The 16706-nt window shown below is 66.0% G+C and carries 11 protein-coding genes; 7 read left to right on the plus strand and 4 right to left on the minus strand.

Annotated features, from left to right (window positions below):
* Positions 1–451: 451 nt before the first annotated feature.
* The 3 genes from M1E07_RS21295 to M1E07_RS21305 are packed head-to-tail and all read right to left on the minus strand — an operon-like array spanning position 452 to position 4982.
* Entirely contained in the window at positions 452–1465 is a 1014-nt protein-coding gene (locus tag M1E07_RS21295; RefSeq protein WP_461188580.1) for an SDR family NAD(P)-dependent oxidoreductase, read from the minus strand.
* Complete coding sequence (locus M1E07_RS21300; protein ID WP_461188581.1) at positions 1462–2694, minus strand: glycoside hydrolase family 1 protein; 1233 nt, start codon at positions 2692–2694, stop codon at positions 1462–1464. Before M1E07_RS21300 ends, M1E07_RS21295 begins: the two co-directional genes overlap by 4 nt.
* A complete protein-coding gene (locus tag M1E07_RS21305) occupies positions 2691–4982 on the minus strand; it encodes a glycoside hydrolase family 3 N-terminal domain-containing protein (RefSeq protein WP_461188582.1) in 2292 nt (763 codons plus the stop codon). Before M1E07_RS21305 ends, M1E07_RS21300 begins: the two co-directional genes overlap by 4 nt.
* 257 nt (positions 4983–5239) lie before the next feature.
* Between M1E07_RS21305 and M1E07_RS21310 the strand changes: the two genes are divergently transcribed.
* The 6 genes from M1E07_RS21310 to M1E07_RS21335 all read left to right on the plus strand — a co-directional run bounded on the left by M1E07_RS21310 (position 5240) and on the right by M1E07_RS21335 (position 14167).
* A complete protein-coding gene (locus M1E07_RS21310) occupies positions 5240–5872 on the plus strand; it encodes a TetR/AcrR family transcriptional regulator (RefSeq protein WP_461188583.1) in 633 nt (210 codons plus the stop codon).
* A gap of 373 nt (positions 5873–6245) precedes the next feature.
* Complete coding sequence (locus M1E07_RS21315) at positions 6246–8912, plus strand: family 78 glycoside hydrolase catalytic domain (RefSeq protein ID WP_461188584.1); 2667 nt, start codon at positions 6246–6248, stop codon at positions 8910–8912.
* 90 nt (positions 8913–9002) lie between these two features.
* The gene (locus tag M1E07_RS21320; RefSeq protein WP_461188585.1) at positions 9003–10529 is read left to right on the plus strand and encodes an ABC transporter substrate-binding protein; all 1527 of its coding nucleotides are present in this window, start codon (positions 9003–9005) and stop codon (positions 10527–10529) included.
* A gap of 67 nt (positions 10530–10596) precedes the next feature.
* The gene (locus M1E07_RS21325) at positions 10597–11538 is read left to right on the plus strand and encodes an ABC transporter permease (RefSeq protein ID WP_461188586.1); all 942 of its coding nucleotides are present in this window, start codon (positions 10597–10599) and stop codon (positions 11536–11538) included.
* Positions 11535–13316 (plus strand): dipeptide/oligopeptide/nickel ABC transporter permease/ATP-binding protein, encoded by a 1782-nt coding sequence (locus M1E07_RS21330; protein ID WP_461188587.1) that lies wholly within the window; start codon positions 11535–11537, stop codon positions 13314–13316. Before M1E07_RS21325 ends, M1E07_RS21330 begins: the two co-directional genes overlap by 4 nt.
* Positions 13313–14167, plus strand: coding sequence for an ATP-binding cassette domain-containing protein (locus M1E07_RS21335; protein ID WP_461188588.1), 855 nt, complete (start codon positions 13313–13315; stop codon positions 14165–14167). Before M1E07_RS21330 ends, M1E07_RS21335 begins: the two co-directional genes overlap by 4 nt.
* A 216-nt stretch (positions 14168–14383) precedes the next feature.
* Here M1E07_RS21335 and M1E07_RS21340 read toward each other — a convergent pair whose 3' ends face one another.
* Positions 14384–15007: a TetR/AcrR family transcriptional regulator gene (locus M1E07_RS21340; RefSeq protein ID WP_461188589.1), complete on the minus strand. Its 624-nt coding sequence runs from the start codon at positions 15005–15007 to the stop codon at positions 14384–14386.
* A 130-nt stretch (positions 15008–15137) separates the two neighbouring features.
* On the opposite strand from M1E07_RS21340, the gene M1E07_RS21345 reads away from it, so the two are divergent.
* Positions 15138–16661, plus strand: coding sequence for an MFS transporter (locus M1E07_RS21345; protein ID WP_461188590.1), 1524 nt, complete (start codon positions 15138–15140; stop codon positions 16659–16661).
* The last annotated feature ends 45 nt before the right edge of the window (positions 16662–16706 follow it).

Genomic DNA, 16706 nt, shown 5'->3' on the forward strand with positions numbered 1-16706 from the left:
TTTCAGGCAAGCTCCTGATTCGCCGGAAGCGACCTCCAAAGGGAGGTTTGCAGGGATATCCAATGTGTCACCTTTCGATGACATGCCGAAGATGCTGTTGTGGTTTGGAAGGGTCTGCAGGCATGTCGTGGTGGTTCCTTTGGTCACCTCTCGGCCGGCTCATACTGCTGGCGGACCAGCCCGAAGGGGACGGCAGGATGTGCCCGAACAATATATCTGTCAGTGTCGACGCGTGATACAAGAATTCCTGTTTTGTGTTTCGTGGCGGCCTCTTGGACGACTTCGATTGCTCTGGTCACGGTGTCGTCTACTTCAGAGGCCTGTTTGGTATGTACTTCCAGCATGCCGGGGGTTTGGGATTGCCTAGTGCAATCGGTCATGGTGTCCGTCTTCCTGGTTCGAATGGTGGCGCCGGTATCGATGATCGTTGGGCCCTCGACCGCTGTGCCGGCTAGAACACGGACTCGCCTCCGTCCGAGGGGAGGATGGCGCCGTTGATGTTGACGCTGTCGTCGCTGAGCAGGAACGTGATCGAGGCCGCAAGGGCCTCGGGAACGGCGATGGGGACGTCGGCGCGCTGGGTGTCGATGCGCTCCTGGCCGAAGGGGCTGGTGTTGACGGGACGCATACCGGTGAGAGTTCCGCCTGGGGCGACGCTGTTGGTCCGGATTCCTTGCGGTTCGTACATGAACGCCATGCTTCTGGTGATGCCGACAACCGCGTGCTTAGAGGCCGTGTAGACGAGTCCGGAGGAAGAGCCACGCAGCGCCGCTTCGGAGGCGATGTTGACGACGGACCCTCGTTTAACTGCGAGCATCAGCGGGAGCACGGCGCGTGTCAGCCGGATCACGCCGAACACGTTCACGTCGAAGACCCGGTCGAGAACGGCGTCGTCGACTTCGTGCAGCGGGGCGAAATCGTCGCTGAGACCCGCCACATTAGCGAGAGCATCGACGCGCCCTTGGGTCGCCTCCAGGATCGCAGCGACGCCGTCCTCGGAGGTGATGTCCGCTGCCACTGGGACGACCGTTCCGGCGGGAAGCTGCTCGACGAGCACGGCGAGGCGGTCGGCGGACAGGTCGACGGCGATCACCGTGCCGCCCTCGCGGGCGACGCGGGAGGCGACGGCCCGGCCGATGCCGGACGCGGCGCCGGTGACGATCACCGTCCTCCCGGCAAAGCGGTCGGGGGTGATCCTCTCCGACCAGGCGACCCCGACGGCCTCCTCGTCGGACGGCACACGGCCGCCGTTAGCTCGGGCCACGAGCGAGTCGACGAGGCCAACGGGCGCACCGGGAGACGAGGCGACGAGGTAGCCGAAGGGCACCTTGCGCAGGGCGGAGAGTGCTCGTTCGTCCATGCCTGCCTGCTGGGCGATGCCGAGCAAGATCGGTGCTCCGGCAGGGTGCTGCAGCCAGGCTCCGATGGTGCTGTTCCCGGTCAGAGCACCGTGGTTGTCGGTCATCGAACGATGCTTTCCGGGGAGTCGGTGGTGGACGCGGTGATGCTCTCGCGGGCGATCTCTCCCAGCCGGGCGAGGCTGGGCTTGGGGTGCCGCTGAAACGTGTCGCGGTCGACGGCGATAAGGCCAAAGGTCGGATCCCAGTGGCCCCACTCGAAGTTGTCGAGAAGGCTCCAGTGGAGGTAGCCGCGCACGTCGACGCCGTCCGCGACTGCCTCGTGAAGGTGCGCGATCGCTTCCTCGGTGTACGCGATGCGACGGTCATCGTCGGGCGTGGCGATGCCGTTCTCGGTGACCAGGAGGGGCACCCCTCCGGACACCTCGAACGAGTGCCGGAGCGCGATGCCGAGAGCGTCAGGGCGGTACGGGGTGCCGACCATCGTGTTCTCGGGACTCGGCGGATTTGGGACTAGGCCGTTCGCGTCGATGGCCTGTACCGAGTAGGCCTGCACTCCGAGGAAGTCATCTCCGCGGGCGGCCTCTAGGAAAACGTCCTCGCGAATCTGCTGCTCGTGGACGAGCCGTTCCTCCCCTCCGGGGAGGGCGTAGAAGGCCTGGTTCGCGACGGTCCAGCCGACTTTCGCGGACGTCAGCTCACGGACGATCTCCCGCGCGGCGTGGTGCGCGTCGATGAGGCGCTGCGTCGTCTCGGGGGACGGCGAGGGGAGGGTGAAGTCTCCCTCAGGCTGGATCGTGGGGGTGTCGATCTTGGGTACCGCGTCGGAGTTGATCATGCGGCTCATCAGGATCATGAACGAGAACATATTCGGCTCGTTGATGGTGCACACCCACTCGACGCCGTCGAGGATCGTGCATGCTTGGCGTACGTAGGCGGTGAATCGCTCAAGTGCGGTGTCTCCGAGCCAGCCGCCCTCCTCGATGAACCAGCGCGGGCTCGTGAAGTGGTGCAGGGTCACGACCGGTGTCAGGCCGAGGCTGATCGCCGTGTCGATCATGCGCCGGTAGTGGGAAAGTTCCGCGCGGGAGTACTGTCCGGGCAGCGGCTCGATGCGTGACCACTCGATTCCGAACCTGTAGGCGGTGAGCCCCGCGTCGGCGAGCAGGCGCATGTCCTCCTCGTAGCGGTGGTAGGAGTCAACCGCATCTGCGCTGGCCGCGAAGTGAGGGGCGCGCTGCTCGTAGATCCACCAGTCGCTGTTAAGGTTGCCGCCCTCAATCTGGTGCGGTGCGGTTGATGCTCCCCAGAGGAAGTCCGGTCGTAGTGCGGTCATGCGGGGCTCTCCTGCTTCGAGGTGATGGTGAGGGTGGTGGCCAGCTCGGCGGTGGAATCGCCGCCGACCCAGATGTCGAACGTCGTCGCCTCCTGGACCCGTTCGCGGGTCGCGGCGCTCCAGTAGCTCAGCTCGGTCGGTCCGAGATCGAAAGTCACGGTGCGCTTCTCGGCGGCGTCGAGGGTGAGCCGGGTGAAGCCTTTCAGCTCTCGGACGGGGCGGGTGGCGCTGCCGTGCCGCTGGTGCAGGTAGAGCTGCACGACGTCGTCCGCCGAGCGCGTGGAGGTGTTGGTGACGGTGACCGATACCGACACGCTCTCGCCCACGGCGATCCGGTCGCGATCGACGGTGAGGTCGGCGTACTCGAATGAGCCGTAGCTGAGGCCATAACCGAACGGGTAGAGCGGGGTCGAGCTGTCGTTCCAGTAGCGCTTGTCCTGGTGCTCGGGCTGGAATGTGCGCATGTGCGAGTAGATCATCGGCACGTGTCCGACGTGACGGGGCCAGGTGAAGGGCAATCGGCCGGCGGGGCTGGCGTCGCCGACGAGTAGTGCGGCCACGGCATCACCTCCGCGCGTCCCGGGGTACCAGACCTCGAGGATCGCGTTGGAGTTATCCGCCGGCCAGCGCAGGTCCAGGGGCCGGCCGGACATGACGAGCACGACCACGGGCGTTCCGGTCGCGGTGATGCGCTGCAGCTGCTCGAGCTGGCGTCCGGGCAGATCGAGGGTCGACGTCGATGCGTTCTCGCCGATCTGGTTCTGGCGTTCGCCGATGACGACAATGGCGACATCGGCGTCCGCCGCCGCGCGGACGGCCTTCTCGATCTCTGCGTCATCGTCGTGGTCGGCGGGGGTAGGCGCCACGGTGGGGTCAGAGCGGTCGAACATCGAAGGAAACAGCCGCTCGGGGATGCCGGCACCAACGGCATAGGTGACGGTCGCCTCCCCGTCGAGGCGCGTCCGCAGTCCGTCGAGGATGCTTACGGCCTCGTCGACGTCGTGGTCGAACACCCATGGTCCGAGGACGTCCCGTCGGCTGCCGGCAAGCTGGCCGATGACGGCAACGGACCCGATCGTCGACGGGTCCAGCGGCAGGAGACCGTCGTTCTTCAGGAGGACGGCGGAGCGCTCGGCGGCCGTCTGCGCGAGCTCGCGGTGCTCGGCCGTGGCGAGCACGTCGCGGCCAGCGTCCTCGTCGGCATAGGGGTTCTCGAACAGGCCGAGCTGGAACTTGGCCGTCAGCACGCGGTGCGCTGCCTGATCCAGTGAGGCCTCGTCGAGCAGGCCTTGGGCGACGGCGTCAGGGAGGTTACCGAAGTGGGCCTCGAACGTGGCCATTTCCATGTCCAGGCCGGACGTGACAGCCCGGACCGCGGCGTCCATGGGGGAGGAGGCGAAGTGCTGAGTTTCGAGGGACGTCACGGCGTTCGCGTCGGAATTGACGAAGCCCTCGAAGCCGAGCTCACCGCGCAGGACGTCGGTCAGCAGCCATCGGTTCCCACTGGCCGGGACGCCGTTGAGCTCCATGTAGGCGCTCATGATATTGCGGGCCCCCGCGTCGATCGCCGCCTTGAACGGAGGGAGGTATACGTTGTGCAGCTCGGAGTCGGAGAGCTCGACGTCGTCGTAGTCGCGGCCACCTCGGGAGGCGCCGTAGCCCGCGAAGTGCTTGGGGCCTGCCAGGACATTCGAGGGGCCGAGATCTCCCTGGAAGCCCTCGACCTGGGCGGCGGCCATCGCGGAGGCGAGGTATGGGTCCTCTCCTGCACCCTCGACGATTCGTCCCCAGCGCGCGTCGCGGGCGATGTCGATCATCGGGGCGAAGGTCCAGTGGATCCCGGACGCGCGCGCCTCCCGCGCGGCGACGGACTGGCCGGCGCTGACGCCGGCGGGATCCCAGGAGGCCGCCTGAGCAATCGGCACGGGGAAGATGGTGCGGAGGCCGTGGATCACGTCGAAGCCGAAAAGTAGCGGAATGCCATGGCGGCTGCTCGTGATCGCCAGCCTCTGCAGGCGATTGGCCATCTCGGCCGATTTCACGAACAGCAGCGATCCCGCACCACCCCTCGCGATGGCCTCCTCGACCATCTCGGGTTGACGAAGGAACCGACGCTGCTCGGGCGGAAGCGACTCGATGTCCAACCCACCGGGCAGAGGACCCATGTCACCGAAGTAGAAGTACTGGCATAGCTGCCCGGCCTTCTCCTCAATGCTCATGCGGGTCAGCAGGTCCTTCGCCCGCTCCTCGGCGGGAAGAGTCGGGTCGAGATAGGGGTGGTCGGTCATGCGAGAGCCTTTCGAGGACGTGGTCGGTACGGTAAGGGGCGGATCCGCGCGATCAGTCCGCACCTGACGGCTGCCGAAGGAAGCGTGCGCGCCTGCTTCACGTCGTCCGGCGTCCAGGCCGCTTCCGGTCCTGTCTCGTTCTTCATCTGATCCTCCTCGACCGACGCCGAAAAAAATGGTGTGGCGTTGTTTTCGCCAAGGTATCATGAATTCCGGGCCGCACCATTGCTTTGGCCGAAGATTCCCAGGAGGTTCGCGTGACGGTTACATCGAGGGCCCGTGGTTCGTACGCCAAGACCGAGCGCGTGCGCAACAGGATCCTCGACGCCTCGGCCGAGGTCTTCGGCGAGTTGGGCTACCGGGCCACGACGATGAAGCAGATCGCGGAACGCGCGGGCATCAGCGATGGCGGCCTGGTGCATCACTTCGCCAACAAGTCTGAGTTGCTCGAAGCGCTGCTGGAGCGCCACGAGGCGATCGCCGCCGAACGGTACACAGAGAAGCGCCCGATCGGGATCGAGGCTTTCCTCACGATGCTCGATGTCGTCCTCGAGGATCGGAACCGACCGGGTATCGTCGAGCTTCACAGCATCCTCTCTGCGGAAGCGGCCTCGCAGGAGCATCCCGCGCACGAGCATTACCGCGATCGCTACCGCCGCGTCCGGTACTTCATCCAGGTGACGTTCGAGCAGCTCGAACGCGAGGGGCTGACGGTTGGAGCCATGTCCGGACAGGACATCGCTGCCGCCTACATCGCCCTCAGTGACGGCCTGCAGCTCCAGTGGCTCTACGACCGCGACGTCATCGACGTAAACGGGATCCTGCTCCGGTTCCTTAAGTCAGTCATCCCCTCCTTCGCGGAGAACGACAGGGCGGCACCGGGCGTCTGAGCTCGTCTGACGCGACAGCGCGGTGACGTGACCGACGGCGCAAAGCGCTCCCGCGCACGGGCGGCGCTGCTTCCGTGATGCCGCGAGGAGGGGCCGGGCGGGCTCCGGACGCGAGTGCTCCCGCACCACCGGGACCGCGCGGGCCGGCCTGACGACCGCGCTGCTTTCCCTGCGATGAAATCCGCATGGATCTCGGCCTCTCCGGCCGTGGAGGCACGGACCGCCCCTGGTGCGAGAGGGGGCCACCCGGACGCGGGAACCACCCAGAGCAGATATGCTGCGAAAAAAATGTTGCGGCATTGTTTTTTATGCTATCGTCTTCGAAAACAACGCCGCACCATTTTTTTCGGCATTAACGATCGAGGAGGATCACGTGGAGTCCGACGCGCAGAGTCCTTGGGGCCTCACGGCCGGCGAGCAGGGCGAGTGCGGCATCGTGCCCACCAGATGCCCGGTGCTCACGTGGATTCCGGCTCCTGGAGAGGATTCGCTGCCCGAGTACGAGATCGAGGCCGTCGTCAACGACGGTGAGCCGCAGACGGCCGCGGCCGGTCCGGTGCTCCGCGTCCTGTGGCCGTTCGCCCCCGTTCCCAGCCGAAGCGTCGTCCGCTGGCGGGTCCGCGAGAGCGGGGAAGCCTGGTCACCGTGGGCGGTCTTCCGCTCGGCTCTGTGGACGGAGCCCGACTGGGCGGCGCGATGGATCTCGGCGCCGGAGAGCTCTGAGCATCGCGCTGCGGAGAACCGCGGCGGGTTCGTGCTCCGTCGCACGTTCACCCTCGAGCACCCCGTACGCTCCGCCACGCTCTACGCCACCGCGCTTGGTATCTACGACGCCACCCTCAACGGCGCCCGCGTCGGCGAGATCGAGCTCGCCCCGGGCTTCACGAGCTACGACCTCACGCTCCACGCGCAGGCCTACGACGTGGCCCGCCACCTGCGCGAGGGGGAGAACGTCCTCGAGTTCACGGTGACGGACGGCTGGTTCCGGGGACGCAATGGCGGCGCCCAGCCCCGGGACTGCTGGGGCGAGCGTCTCGGCGTCCTCGCCCGCCTCGACATCGACACCGCCGGCGGTCCTCTCGCCGTCGCCACCGACACTGACTGGGTCGCGGTCTCCTCACCGATCGTACGCGCCGATCTCATGCGCGGTCAGACGAGCGACCTCCGCCGGAACGGTGGCGAGCCTCTGCCGGTGGAGGTGGACATCGTTACGGCGCCCGTCCCCACCTGGTCGCCCGCGCCATCGGTCCGCCGCATCGCCGAGCTGCCCCCTCTCGCGCTCACGGAGATCCGCGATGGCGTGTCGATCCTCGATGTGGGCCAGAACCTGACTGGCTGGATCCGGCTGAGCGATCTCGGCCCCGACGGGGCGGAGACGGTTCTTGAGTACGCGGAGCACCTCGCTCCGGACGGCGACATCACCACCGCACACCTGGACATGACCAACCGGCACGGAGAGAGGATGTCGGGCGCACAGCTCGACTCGGTCATCGCCGGCGGCGGTGCAGTTGAGTTCGAGCCACGGCATACCGTCCACGGCTTTCGCTACGTCCGCATCCGCCACCACGGTCGCCCCCTCGCCCTCGAGGATACGACCGTCGTCGTCGTGCACTCCGATCTCCCTCTGGTCGGCGAGTTCCGCTCAGACGCCCCCGACCTCAACGCGCTCCACGCCGCGGCCGTATGGAGCTTCCGCAGCAACGTCATCGACATCCCCACGGACTGCCCCACCCGGGAGCGCTCCGGCTGGACTGGCGACTTCCAGGTTTTCGCCTCGACCGCCGTACAGCTATACAACATCGACGGCTTCGCCGCAAAGTGGCTCCAGTCGGTCCGCGACGATCAAGCCGACGACGGCGTGCCGGCCTCCTTCTCGCCCGACAGTGAACGCTCTAAGCTTGACCGCGCAGCGCCGACATCCCTCACCGGGGGATCTGCCGGTTGGGGTGACGCGCTCATCGAGATCCCGTGGGTGCTCTACCGGGCCTACGGGGACACCGAAATCCTCGAGGCTAGCTGGACCTCGATGGTCGCCTTCCTCGAGTACGCCCTGACCTGCGCCCGTACCCGACGTCATCACGAGCGCGCTGCTCGTCGTCCTGAACCGGCGCCGCACGAGATCTACATCTGGGACGCACCCTTCCACTACGGCGAGTGGCTGGAACCGAAGAAGCGCCGCGCGGACGGCACACTCATCGACCCGATGGCGGAGGACATGCGGGCGTACATGTCCGCTGATCGCGGCGAGGTCGGCACGGCCTTCCTGTTCCGGTCGCTCGACACCCTCGCCCGAATCGCCGTCGTGCTCGACCGACCCTGCGACGCGGAGCACTACAGCGGTCTCGCCGGGAAGGTGCGGGACGCGTGGCGGACCGAGTTCCTCCTCGACGACGGACGCACCGACACCGACACGCAGGCCGCCTACGTGCGCGCTCTCGCCTTCGACCTCGTCCCGGCACCGCTCCGACCGGCCGCGGCCGCTCGCCTCGCGCGACTCATCGAGGATGACGGCGACCACCTCGGAACAGGATTCCTCTCGACGGGGATGCTCCTGCCCGTCCTCGCTGAGACCGGCTACGCCGACCTCGCCTCCCGCGTGCTGATGCAGCGCACCACCCCGTCCTGGCTGAATATGCTCGACCGGGGCGCAACCACGATGTGGGAGGACTGGGACGGCGTCACCGACGACGGGCAGGCCCACGAGTCGCTGAATCACTACAGCAAGGGTGCCGTGGTCCGGTACCTGCACGAATACATCGCCGGGGTCCGCCAGAGCGGGGGATCAGTCGCCTGGGAGCGCTTCGACGTCGCGCCGGTGCCGTTCTCCCCGGCGTCGGAGGCGTCGTACCGGCTCCTCACCCCTCGTGGGCCGCTCGAGGTGTCGTGGCGGAGCGGCGAGGAGTTCGTTCTGGACGTTCTCGTTCCCTCCACAGCACGCGCGACGGCGACCCTTCCCGATGCGACCGTCCATGCGCTCGGACCCGGTCGCCACACCCTGCGGTGTGCGCGAGCACCGGAGCCCGCTCACTCCGTCAAATAACTTCCGCCGCTCCTGGCCACGAGACGAGCGGCAGTCACCCTCATAGCAACCGTGGCTCGATTTCACGCACCATAACAAAGGAGTTCAGCAGTGAAGAACCTATTCCCGCGCCGACGAGTCCTCGCCGGCGCCCTGACCGTCCCGCTCCTCCTCGGACTCACCGCGTGCAGTGGCTCAAATGAGGCCGAGAGCGGCGGTCGGAGCCTGACCGTGTCGATCAGTGGACAGCCGCCGTCGTTCGATCCCGCGACCGCCGACCTCGGCGAATCCGCGTACATCTGGACCGGCCTCTACGACACCTTGCTCAAGGTCGACGTCGACGGCGCCATCCAGCCCAACGCTGCCGAGAAGTGGGAGTACTCGGAGGACGGGTTGACCCTGACGCTGACCCTGCGCGAAGGCCTCACCTTCAGCGACGATTCCAAGGTCACCGCCGAGGACGTCGCTGCAACGATCGAGCGCAGCCGCACCTCCCCGGGCCTTCGGGCGACCGATCTCGCCCTCGTCTCCTCGGTCAAGGCGACCGACGAGCGCACCGTCGTCCTCACGCTCAGCAAAGGCGATCCGGCTCTGCTGGTGAACCTCGCGACCGGCGCCGGGATCATTGCCGAGGCGTCCGACCTCAAGAACGAGAGCCTAGCGCTCAGCCCCCTCGAATCCGGTCCGTATGTCCTGGACGACGAGGCGACCAGCACCGGCGCCACCTACGTGCTGAACCGTCGCGACGACTACTGGAACGTCGATGCTTACCCGTACGAGAAGGTCACGGTCCGCGTGATCGAAGACCCGCAGGCGCGCTTCAACGCCCTGCAGTCCGGTGAGCTCGACGCCGGGAACGTCACGGCCGACCAGGTCTCCGCCATGAAGGCAGCCGGATTCACGGCGAAGCCGATCGAGGCGCAGGCCTGGGGTGGACTGATGTTCCTGGACCGCAAGGGGGAGCTCGTCCCGGCGCTCGGCGATAAGCGTGTCCGCACCGCGATTGCGATGGCGTTCGACCGCGACCTCTACGTGAAGCAGCTGCTGCAGGGGGCGGGACGGCCGACCGACCAGATTCTGAACCCGATCCAGGCCGGATACTCCGCCGATCTCGAGGGCCACTGGAAGTACGATCCCGACGCGGCTAAGGCGCTGCTCGCCGAAGCCGGCTACCCGAACGGGATCGATCTCGTCATGCCGAGCAGCTACTTCTCCACTCGCTTCGAGCCTGCCATCACCCAGTCCCTCGCCGACATCGGGGTCCGGGTGACGTGGGAGGCCGTCCCGCCGCAGGAGGTCTATGCCTCCCTCTCCAGCGGCAAGTATGCGATGGCGTGGTTCTTCGAGGGTCTCAACGCACCGTCGATCATGACGCGCAGCAGCTTCTCCGCCAACGGCAGCCTCAACCCCTCGGGCTACACCAGCCCTGAGCTGGACGGCCTCTTCGACAAGCTCTCCGCGACCCCGGACATCGACGCTCAGGCACCGATCTACGAAGCCATCAACCGCCACGGGGTCGAGGAGGCCCTCGTCGCTCCGATCTTCTACACCAGCACCACCTGGACCACGAAGCCCGGAGTCGAGTTCCTCCCGAACGGAGCGATCCCAATCTACCTGAGTAGCTTCGGCGCCAACTAGCAGCCCATCAAAACGTAGGTGCGGCCGGCTCATCCCGGCCGCACCCGCTCGACCCGTTTGGGAATCCATGACCCTCTACATCCTCCGGCGGCTGGCTGCTGGTCTCGTGCTGGCGGTACTGGTGACGTTCATCACCTATCTCCTGCTCTCTCCCTCGTTCGAATCGATCGTGCGAGGAATGCTCGGCAACTCGAGCACCGACGAGAACGTCGCCGCCGCGATGGCGTCGCACAAGTTCGATCGGCCTGTCGTGGTGCAGTACTTGGACTGGCTCGCCGGCGTCCTCCGCGGTGATTTCGGCAACTCGATGTTCACCAGCGAGCCCGTCGCGGGAGCCGTAGGACGGCGACTGGGAGTGACCCTCTCAATCGTCCTCCCGGCTCTGGCGATCAGCCTCGTCATCAGTGTGCTGCTCGGTGTCCTCGCCGCTGTCCGCGGCGGCGTCATCGACAAGGTCACGCAGATAGTCTCCCTCGTCGGCTTCCTCCTCCCCTCGCTGCTGCTGGCCATCGCGCTGGTGCTCCTCTTCGCGATCACGCTGCGATGGCTGCCCGCGACGGGCTACACCCCGGCGTCGGAGGACTTCGGGCGTCACATCGCCACCATCACCATCCCCGTCGTCGTCCTGCTCATCGCGGGAGTCGCCAACCTGGCGGCGCAGGTACGCGGCGCCATGATCGGCGAGCTCCGCAAGGACTACGTCCGTACCCTGCGCGCCCGCGGCCTCCCGGAGGGGCGGATCGTCCTCGGTCACGCTCTACGCAGCGCCGCCGGACCTGCGATCACTGTGCTGGGACTCGAGTTCCTCGCCATGCTTGGCGGCGCCCTGTTCATCGAAAAGGTCTTCGCGCTCCCGGGCTTCGGATCCTTCTCCCTGACCGCCGCCCTGCGCGGCGACGTCCCCGTCGTAATGTGCGTTACCGCATTCGTCGTCCTCCTGACCGTTGCCATCAACCTTGTCGTAGACCTCGTCAACGGTTGGCTAAACCCGAAGGCGAGACTCCTTTGACCGTCGACCAGCTCCTCAACGATCCCGACCTGCCCACCGTCGCTGGACGCCCATCCCTCGTTCGGCGGCTCCTACGCGATCCGCAGGCGATCGTCACGATCGGAATCGTCCTCGTCATCGTGGTCGCCGGATTCGTCGGACCCCTGCTGTGGACGATCGACCCGAACCAGGCCGATCTCACCGCGGCGAACGCGGAACCGGGAACCCCCGGCCATCCCCTCGGGGCCGACCAGTCCGGCCGGGACATCCTCGCGCGGCTGCTCGCGTCCGTTCAGACGAGCGTCTTCGCCGGGCTCATCGGCGTCTCCGTCGCCCTGATCGTGGGAGTGACGGCGGGGCTCATCGGGGGCTACCTCAGCAAGACCATAGCCGCCGGGACGGAATGGCTGTTCAACCTCATCATGACCTTCCCCGGCGTCCTGTTGCTGGTCGTGCTGATGCCCGTCACCGGCGGCGACTACCGCTTCACCATGCTCATCTTCGGAGTGCTCCTCTCCCCCTCGATCTTCCGCATCGTCCGGAACATGGTGGTTGCCACCAAAAACGAGCTGTTCGTCGATGCCGCACGCGTCGCGGGGCTCTCCGACGCCCGGATCCTCCGGCGACACATCCTCTCGGTGATCCGCGGGCCGATCATCGTCGCGGGCGCCTTCATGTTCGGCACGGCCGTCGGCGTCCAGGCCGGTCTCGCGTTCCTGGGCATTGGATCGAACGCGATCCCCAGCTTCGGATCGATGATCGCGGAGGGCTTCACCAACCTATATAACCGGCCACTGCAGTTCGTTTGGCCCAGCCTCGTTCTGGGCGTCCTCACGGCCGCTCTCGTGCTCCTTGGCAACGCGCTGCGCGACGTCCTGGAAGGACAGTCCCCGCACGGCTCCGGCAAGCGGGTCCGCCCCGAGACCACGGCTCCCGCTCCCACGGGCCGGGCGGCGGACACGTCCGCGCTCCTGAGCATCCGCGACCTCGCAATCGGCTACCCGACTGCCGACGGAACGGTTCGGAACGTCGTCCGCGGGATCAACCTGGACATCTCGGCAGGCGAGATCGTCGGTGTTGTCGGCGAGTCCGGCTCAGGGAAGACCCAGACCGCTTTTGCCGTCCTGCGGCTCCTCCCACCCGAGGCCGTCATAGTGAGCGGGTCCATCCACTTCCAGGGGGTCGACCTCCTCCGACTCTCCCAGACGGAGATGCGCAAGCGGCGCGGGAGCGCGATCGCCTACATCCCTCAGGAGCCAATGTCCAACCTCGACGCCTCCTACCGCGTCGGCGCTCAACTGGTCGAATCCCTCCGAGCGACGAGCGACCTCTCTCGAGCGCAAGCGAAGGCCAGAGTCCTCGAGCTGCTGGGCCGAGTGGGGATTCAAGATCCCGTCCGGGTGTTCAAGAGCTACCCGTTCGAGATCTCCGGCGGCATGGCCCAGAGAGTCCTCATCGCCGGGGCAGTGGCCAGCAAGCCGGCCCTGCTCATCGCGGACGAGCCCACCACCGCACTCGACGTGACCGTCCAGGCCGAGATCCTCGACCTGCTGCGCGACCTGCAGTCGGAGCTTGGCATGGCCGTCCTCCTCGTCACGCACAATTTCGGAGTCGTCGCCGACATCTGCGAGCGGATCGCGGTCATGAAGAACGGCGAGATCCTCGAGACGGGACCTGCGCTCCAGGTGTTCGACGCGCCGACCTCCCCGTACACGAGGAAGCTGCTCGCAGCAATCCTCGATGAAAGCAGTGTACGCACCGATCCGCCCGCGCCCGTCCACAAGGAGCAGACCGTATGACCGCCCTGTTAAGCGTCGACGCGCTCCGCGTCGCCTACCCCGGGAAAGCCTTCCGGCCCGCTACCGAAGTCATCCACGGCGTCTCCCTTGACATCGCCGCCGGAGAGACGCTCGGAGTCGTCGGCGAGTCCGGCTCCGGGAAGACGACGATCGGCCGCGCCGTCCTCGGACTCGCACCGGTCACCGCAGGGACGATCCACTTCGATGGGCGGGACATCGCCCACGCGCCCAAGCGCGTCCGCTCGAAGCTTGCGCGGGACATCCAAGTGATCTTCCAGGACCCCTATAGCTCGCTCAATCCCGCCATGACCGTGGGCGACATCCTCAGCGAACCTCTCATCGCACTGGGCGCGCGACCGGCCGCCGCACGCTCCCGGGTGAAGACGCTGCTCGACAGAGTCGAGCTCCCGTCGGATGCCGGGGACCGCCTGCCTCGCGAGTTCAGCGGCGGGCAACGGCAGCGCGTCGCCATCGCCCGTGCCCTCGCCCCGGAACCCCGTCTCATCGTCTGCGACGAGCCGGTCTCGGCGCTGGACCTCAGCACCCAGGCGATCGTGCTGGACCTCCTGCTCGAGATTCAACGCGCCACCGGCGTCGCCTACCTGTTCGTGTCGCACGACCTTGCCGTCGTCCGCCACATCAGCCACCGGGTCGCAGTCGTCTACCGTGGAGAAATCGTCGAGGTCGGCCCCGCTGCCACGGTCACTTTGGAGCCGGAGCACCCCTACACGCAGCGTCTGCTGCTGGCCGCGCCCCTGCCGCACCCGCTCGCCCAGGAGCAGAGGCGCGCCGAGAGGCTGCGGCTCCGTGTCCTGCAGGAGGAGCAGGATCGGCAGGCGAACCTCGTCTGAACGACACCGCGCCCACGGCTTGTTCTTCGCCCAGTCCTGTGCGGACACACCAATTAAACTTGCCGCCATGGTCGCGGCTGTGCAGGACAGGGCGGCACACGCATGGGTCGTCCTGATCGACTACTTGACGGTCCTCCCGCAGAACGGGGAGCCGTGCGGTGTGCTCCCGCTGCCGAAAGAGAGGCAGAAGTTCCTGCTCGAGGTAGCTCGAGGACCCTAAGGTTCGCCTCGCGCAGCCACGTGGCCCACCGGAGCGGGAGCGACGCCCTGCGAATGGAAGAACCACTCAATCGCGGCCGACATGTCGACGTTGCCAGGGTCGTACATCCACTGCGTTTGCAACCCGTCAATGAGCGCGATCAGAGAGATGGAGAGCACGTCGGGGTCAGCGTCAGCCGGCAGAACTCCCATCTCCAGCAACTTGGTGAAGGCCCGCTTATACGATCCACGGACCCATTCGTATCGCGCCTGGAAATAAGCGTGGGCGGGATGATCCGATTCAGAGGCTTCGTTGGAGAGCCGAGCGTAGAGCTCGACCAGCCCGGGAGCGTTGATATTGGCAACTACGTTCGCAAGCGTCCAGTCGCGTAGGTTTGCAGGGTCGCGGCTCAGAGCCTCCGTAGTGCGCTCAAGTTCCTGGTCGCGGCGGCGCAAGATCTCTGTGAACAAGGCGTCCTTCGAGCCGAAGTAATAGATGACTCCGTTGTGCGTGAGACCTACAGCATCGGCGAGTTCCTTTACGGTCGCCCGGCTGTATCCGTTCCGCGCAATGATCGTTAGCGCAGCCTCGAGAATCTCTGAGCGCTTCTGAATTCCTTTGTCGTACGAACCGCGTGCCATAAATCAACAATACGTGATGGGTTGCAGTTTTTAAAACTGCGTGTCATCCTGTTTTTAGGTGTCCACCGGGCACGTCTGAGGCTGCTTGCATCACGCGAGCAGCTCTTCACATCGTCGTGAAAGGCGCAGTATGTCGAAACGTGCAGTATCCGCGGATCAGCCCGAGTCTGCGGAAATTTCCTTACCGAACCGGCTCGGCTTCGGGACTGTTCTGGCCTGGTCCGGCGCCGCGGCGTCGTACTCCGTGAATTTCATCTTGTTCGGCTACGTCACCTTGTATGCGACGGACGTGCTGGGACTGAGTCCGGCGGTCATCGGTGGCGTCCTCGCGGTGACGACCATCCTCTCCGCGGTTACCGGGGTCCTTGCCGCTTGGCTGGTCGACCGCTCTCCTGAGACAAGGTGGGGCAAAGCGCGTCCGTTCGAGATCGCAGTTCCGGTCCTTTGGGTCTTCACCTTCGGCGTATTCGCCGTGCCGACCGGATTTGATCTCACGGCAAAGACGGTATGGATTGCGACAGCAATTCTCTTCGCACGCGCGTTCTGTCAGCCGTTCTTGGCGGCCAACGACCCGCTCTACATTGCTCGAGCCTTCGGACACCGCGACGTATTCGTGAAGCTCGCCGCCCGCGCCGGTGTCATCAGCATGGTCCCAACGATGGCCGTTGCAATCATCCTTCCTGGGATGCTGGCTGGTGTGGGTCGCTCCGCCTCCGGCTGGGCATCGATCGTTGGCATCACCGCGATCGCGATGGGTCTCATCGGCTTGACCCGGGGTGTCTTCGTCAAGGAAAAGTTCCCCAAGGAAGTCGGCGAAAAGCCGCCGACCTTCCGAGAGTTGCTAGAAGTCTTGAGGGCGTCGAAGTGGATCTGGGTCGTCGTTGCGATGCAGCTCGTCAGCTCTATCCAAACCGGTGTAGGCGCAGGCGCGTACTACTTCCGTTGGGTGGTCGGTGACCTTGCCCTGCAGGGGATGTTCGCCGCGCTGGCGGGCCTCATTATTCCCGCGATGCTGCTGATGCCTATCCTCGTTCGCCGCTGGTCCTTCTCGCAGGTGCTCGCCGTTGCCGCGGTGGTGGGCATCGTGGGAAACGTGCTCAACGCGCTTTCGGCCGGCAATATGGGAATCCTGCTGGTAGGTGGGCTCCTCGCAGGAATCGGCGTCCTTCCCGTCACGTACTTCCTCACTCTGCTCTTGCTCGACGTCGCTACCTTCCACGAGTGGAAAGGGCTGCGCCGCCTGGAGTCGACAATGGGTGGGCTGAATGGCATAGCAGGCGCGGTTGGCTTGGGTATCGCAGCCGGCATCGTGGGAATCGTCATGACGATGACCGGCTACGACGGGACCGCTGCCGCTCAGACAGACTCAGCGCTCGGCGGGATCACCTTCCTGTTCGGGTGGCTTCCAGCGATGTGCGGTGTGATTTCGCTGACGCTCGCTCTCGTGTACGGAAAGTTCGACCGAAAGATCTTGCCCGCCGTGCTGGCTGACCTCCGGTTGCGGGAGCGTGAATCTCCGAACGAAGTGGATCGTGCCGAGGCAGTGCTGCAGTCGACTAATGAACCGGGCATCGTATCGGTCCAGGGCATCGTCGTCCCCGTCTCCGCCGCGGAGGGAGTGGATCCCAGCGATTCACAACGCCGCGGCCTCTAGCGCCAACGTTCGAAACCCGAAGTGTCCGATACGAAAGAACGAGAC

Source organism: Arthrobacter sp. Z4-13, assembly GCF_054792705.1.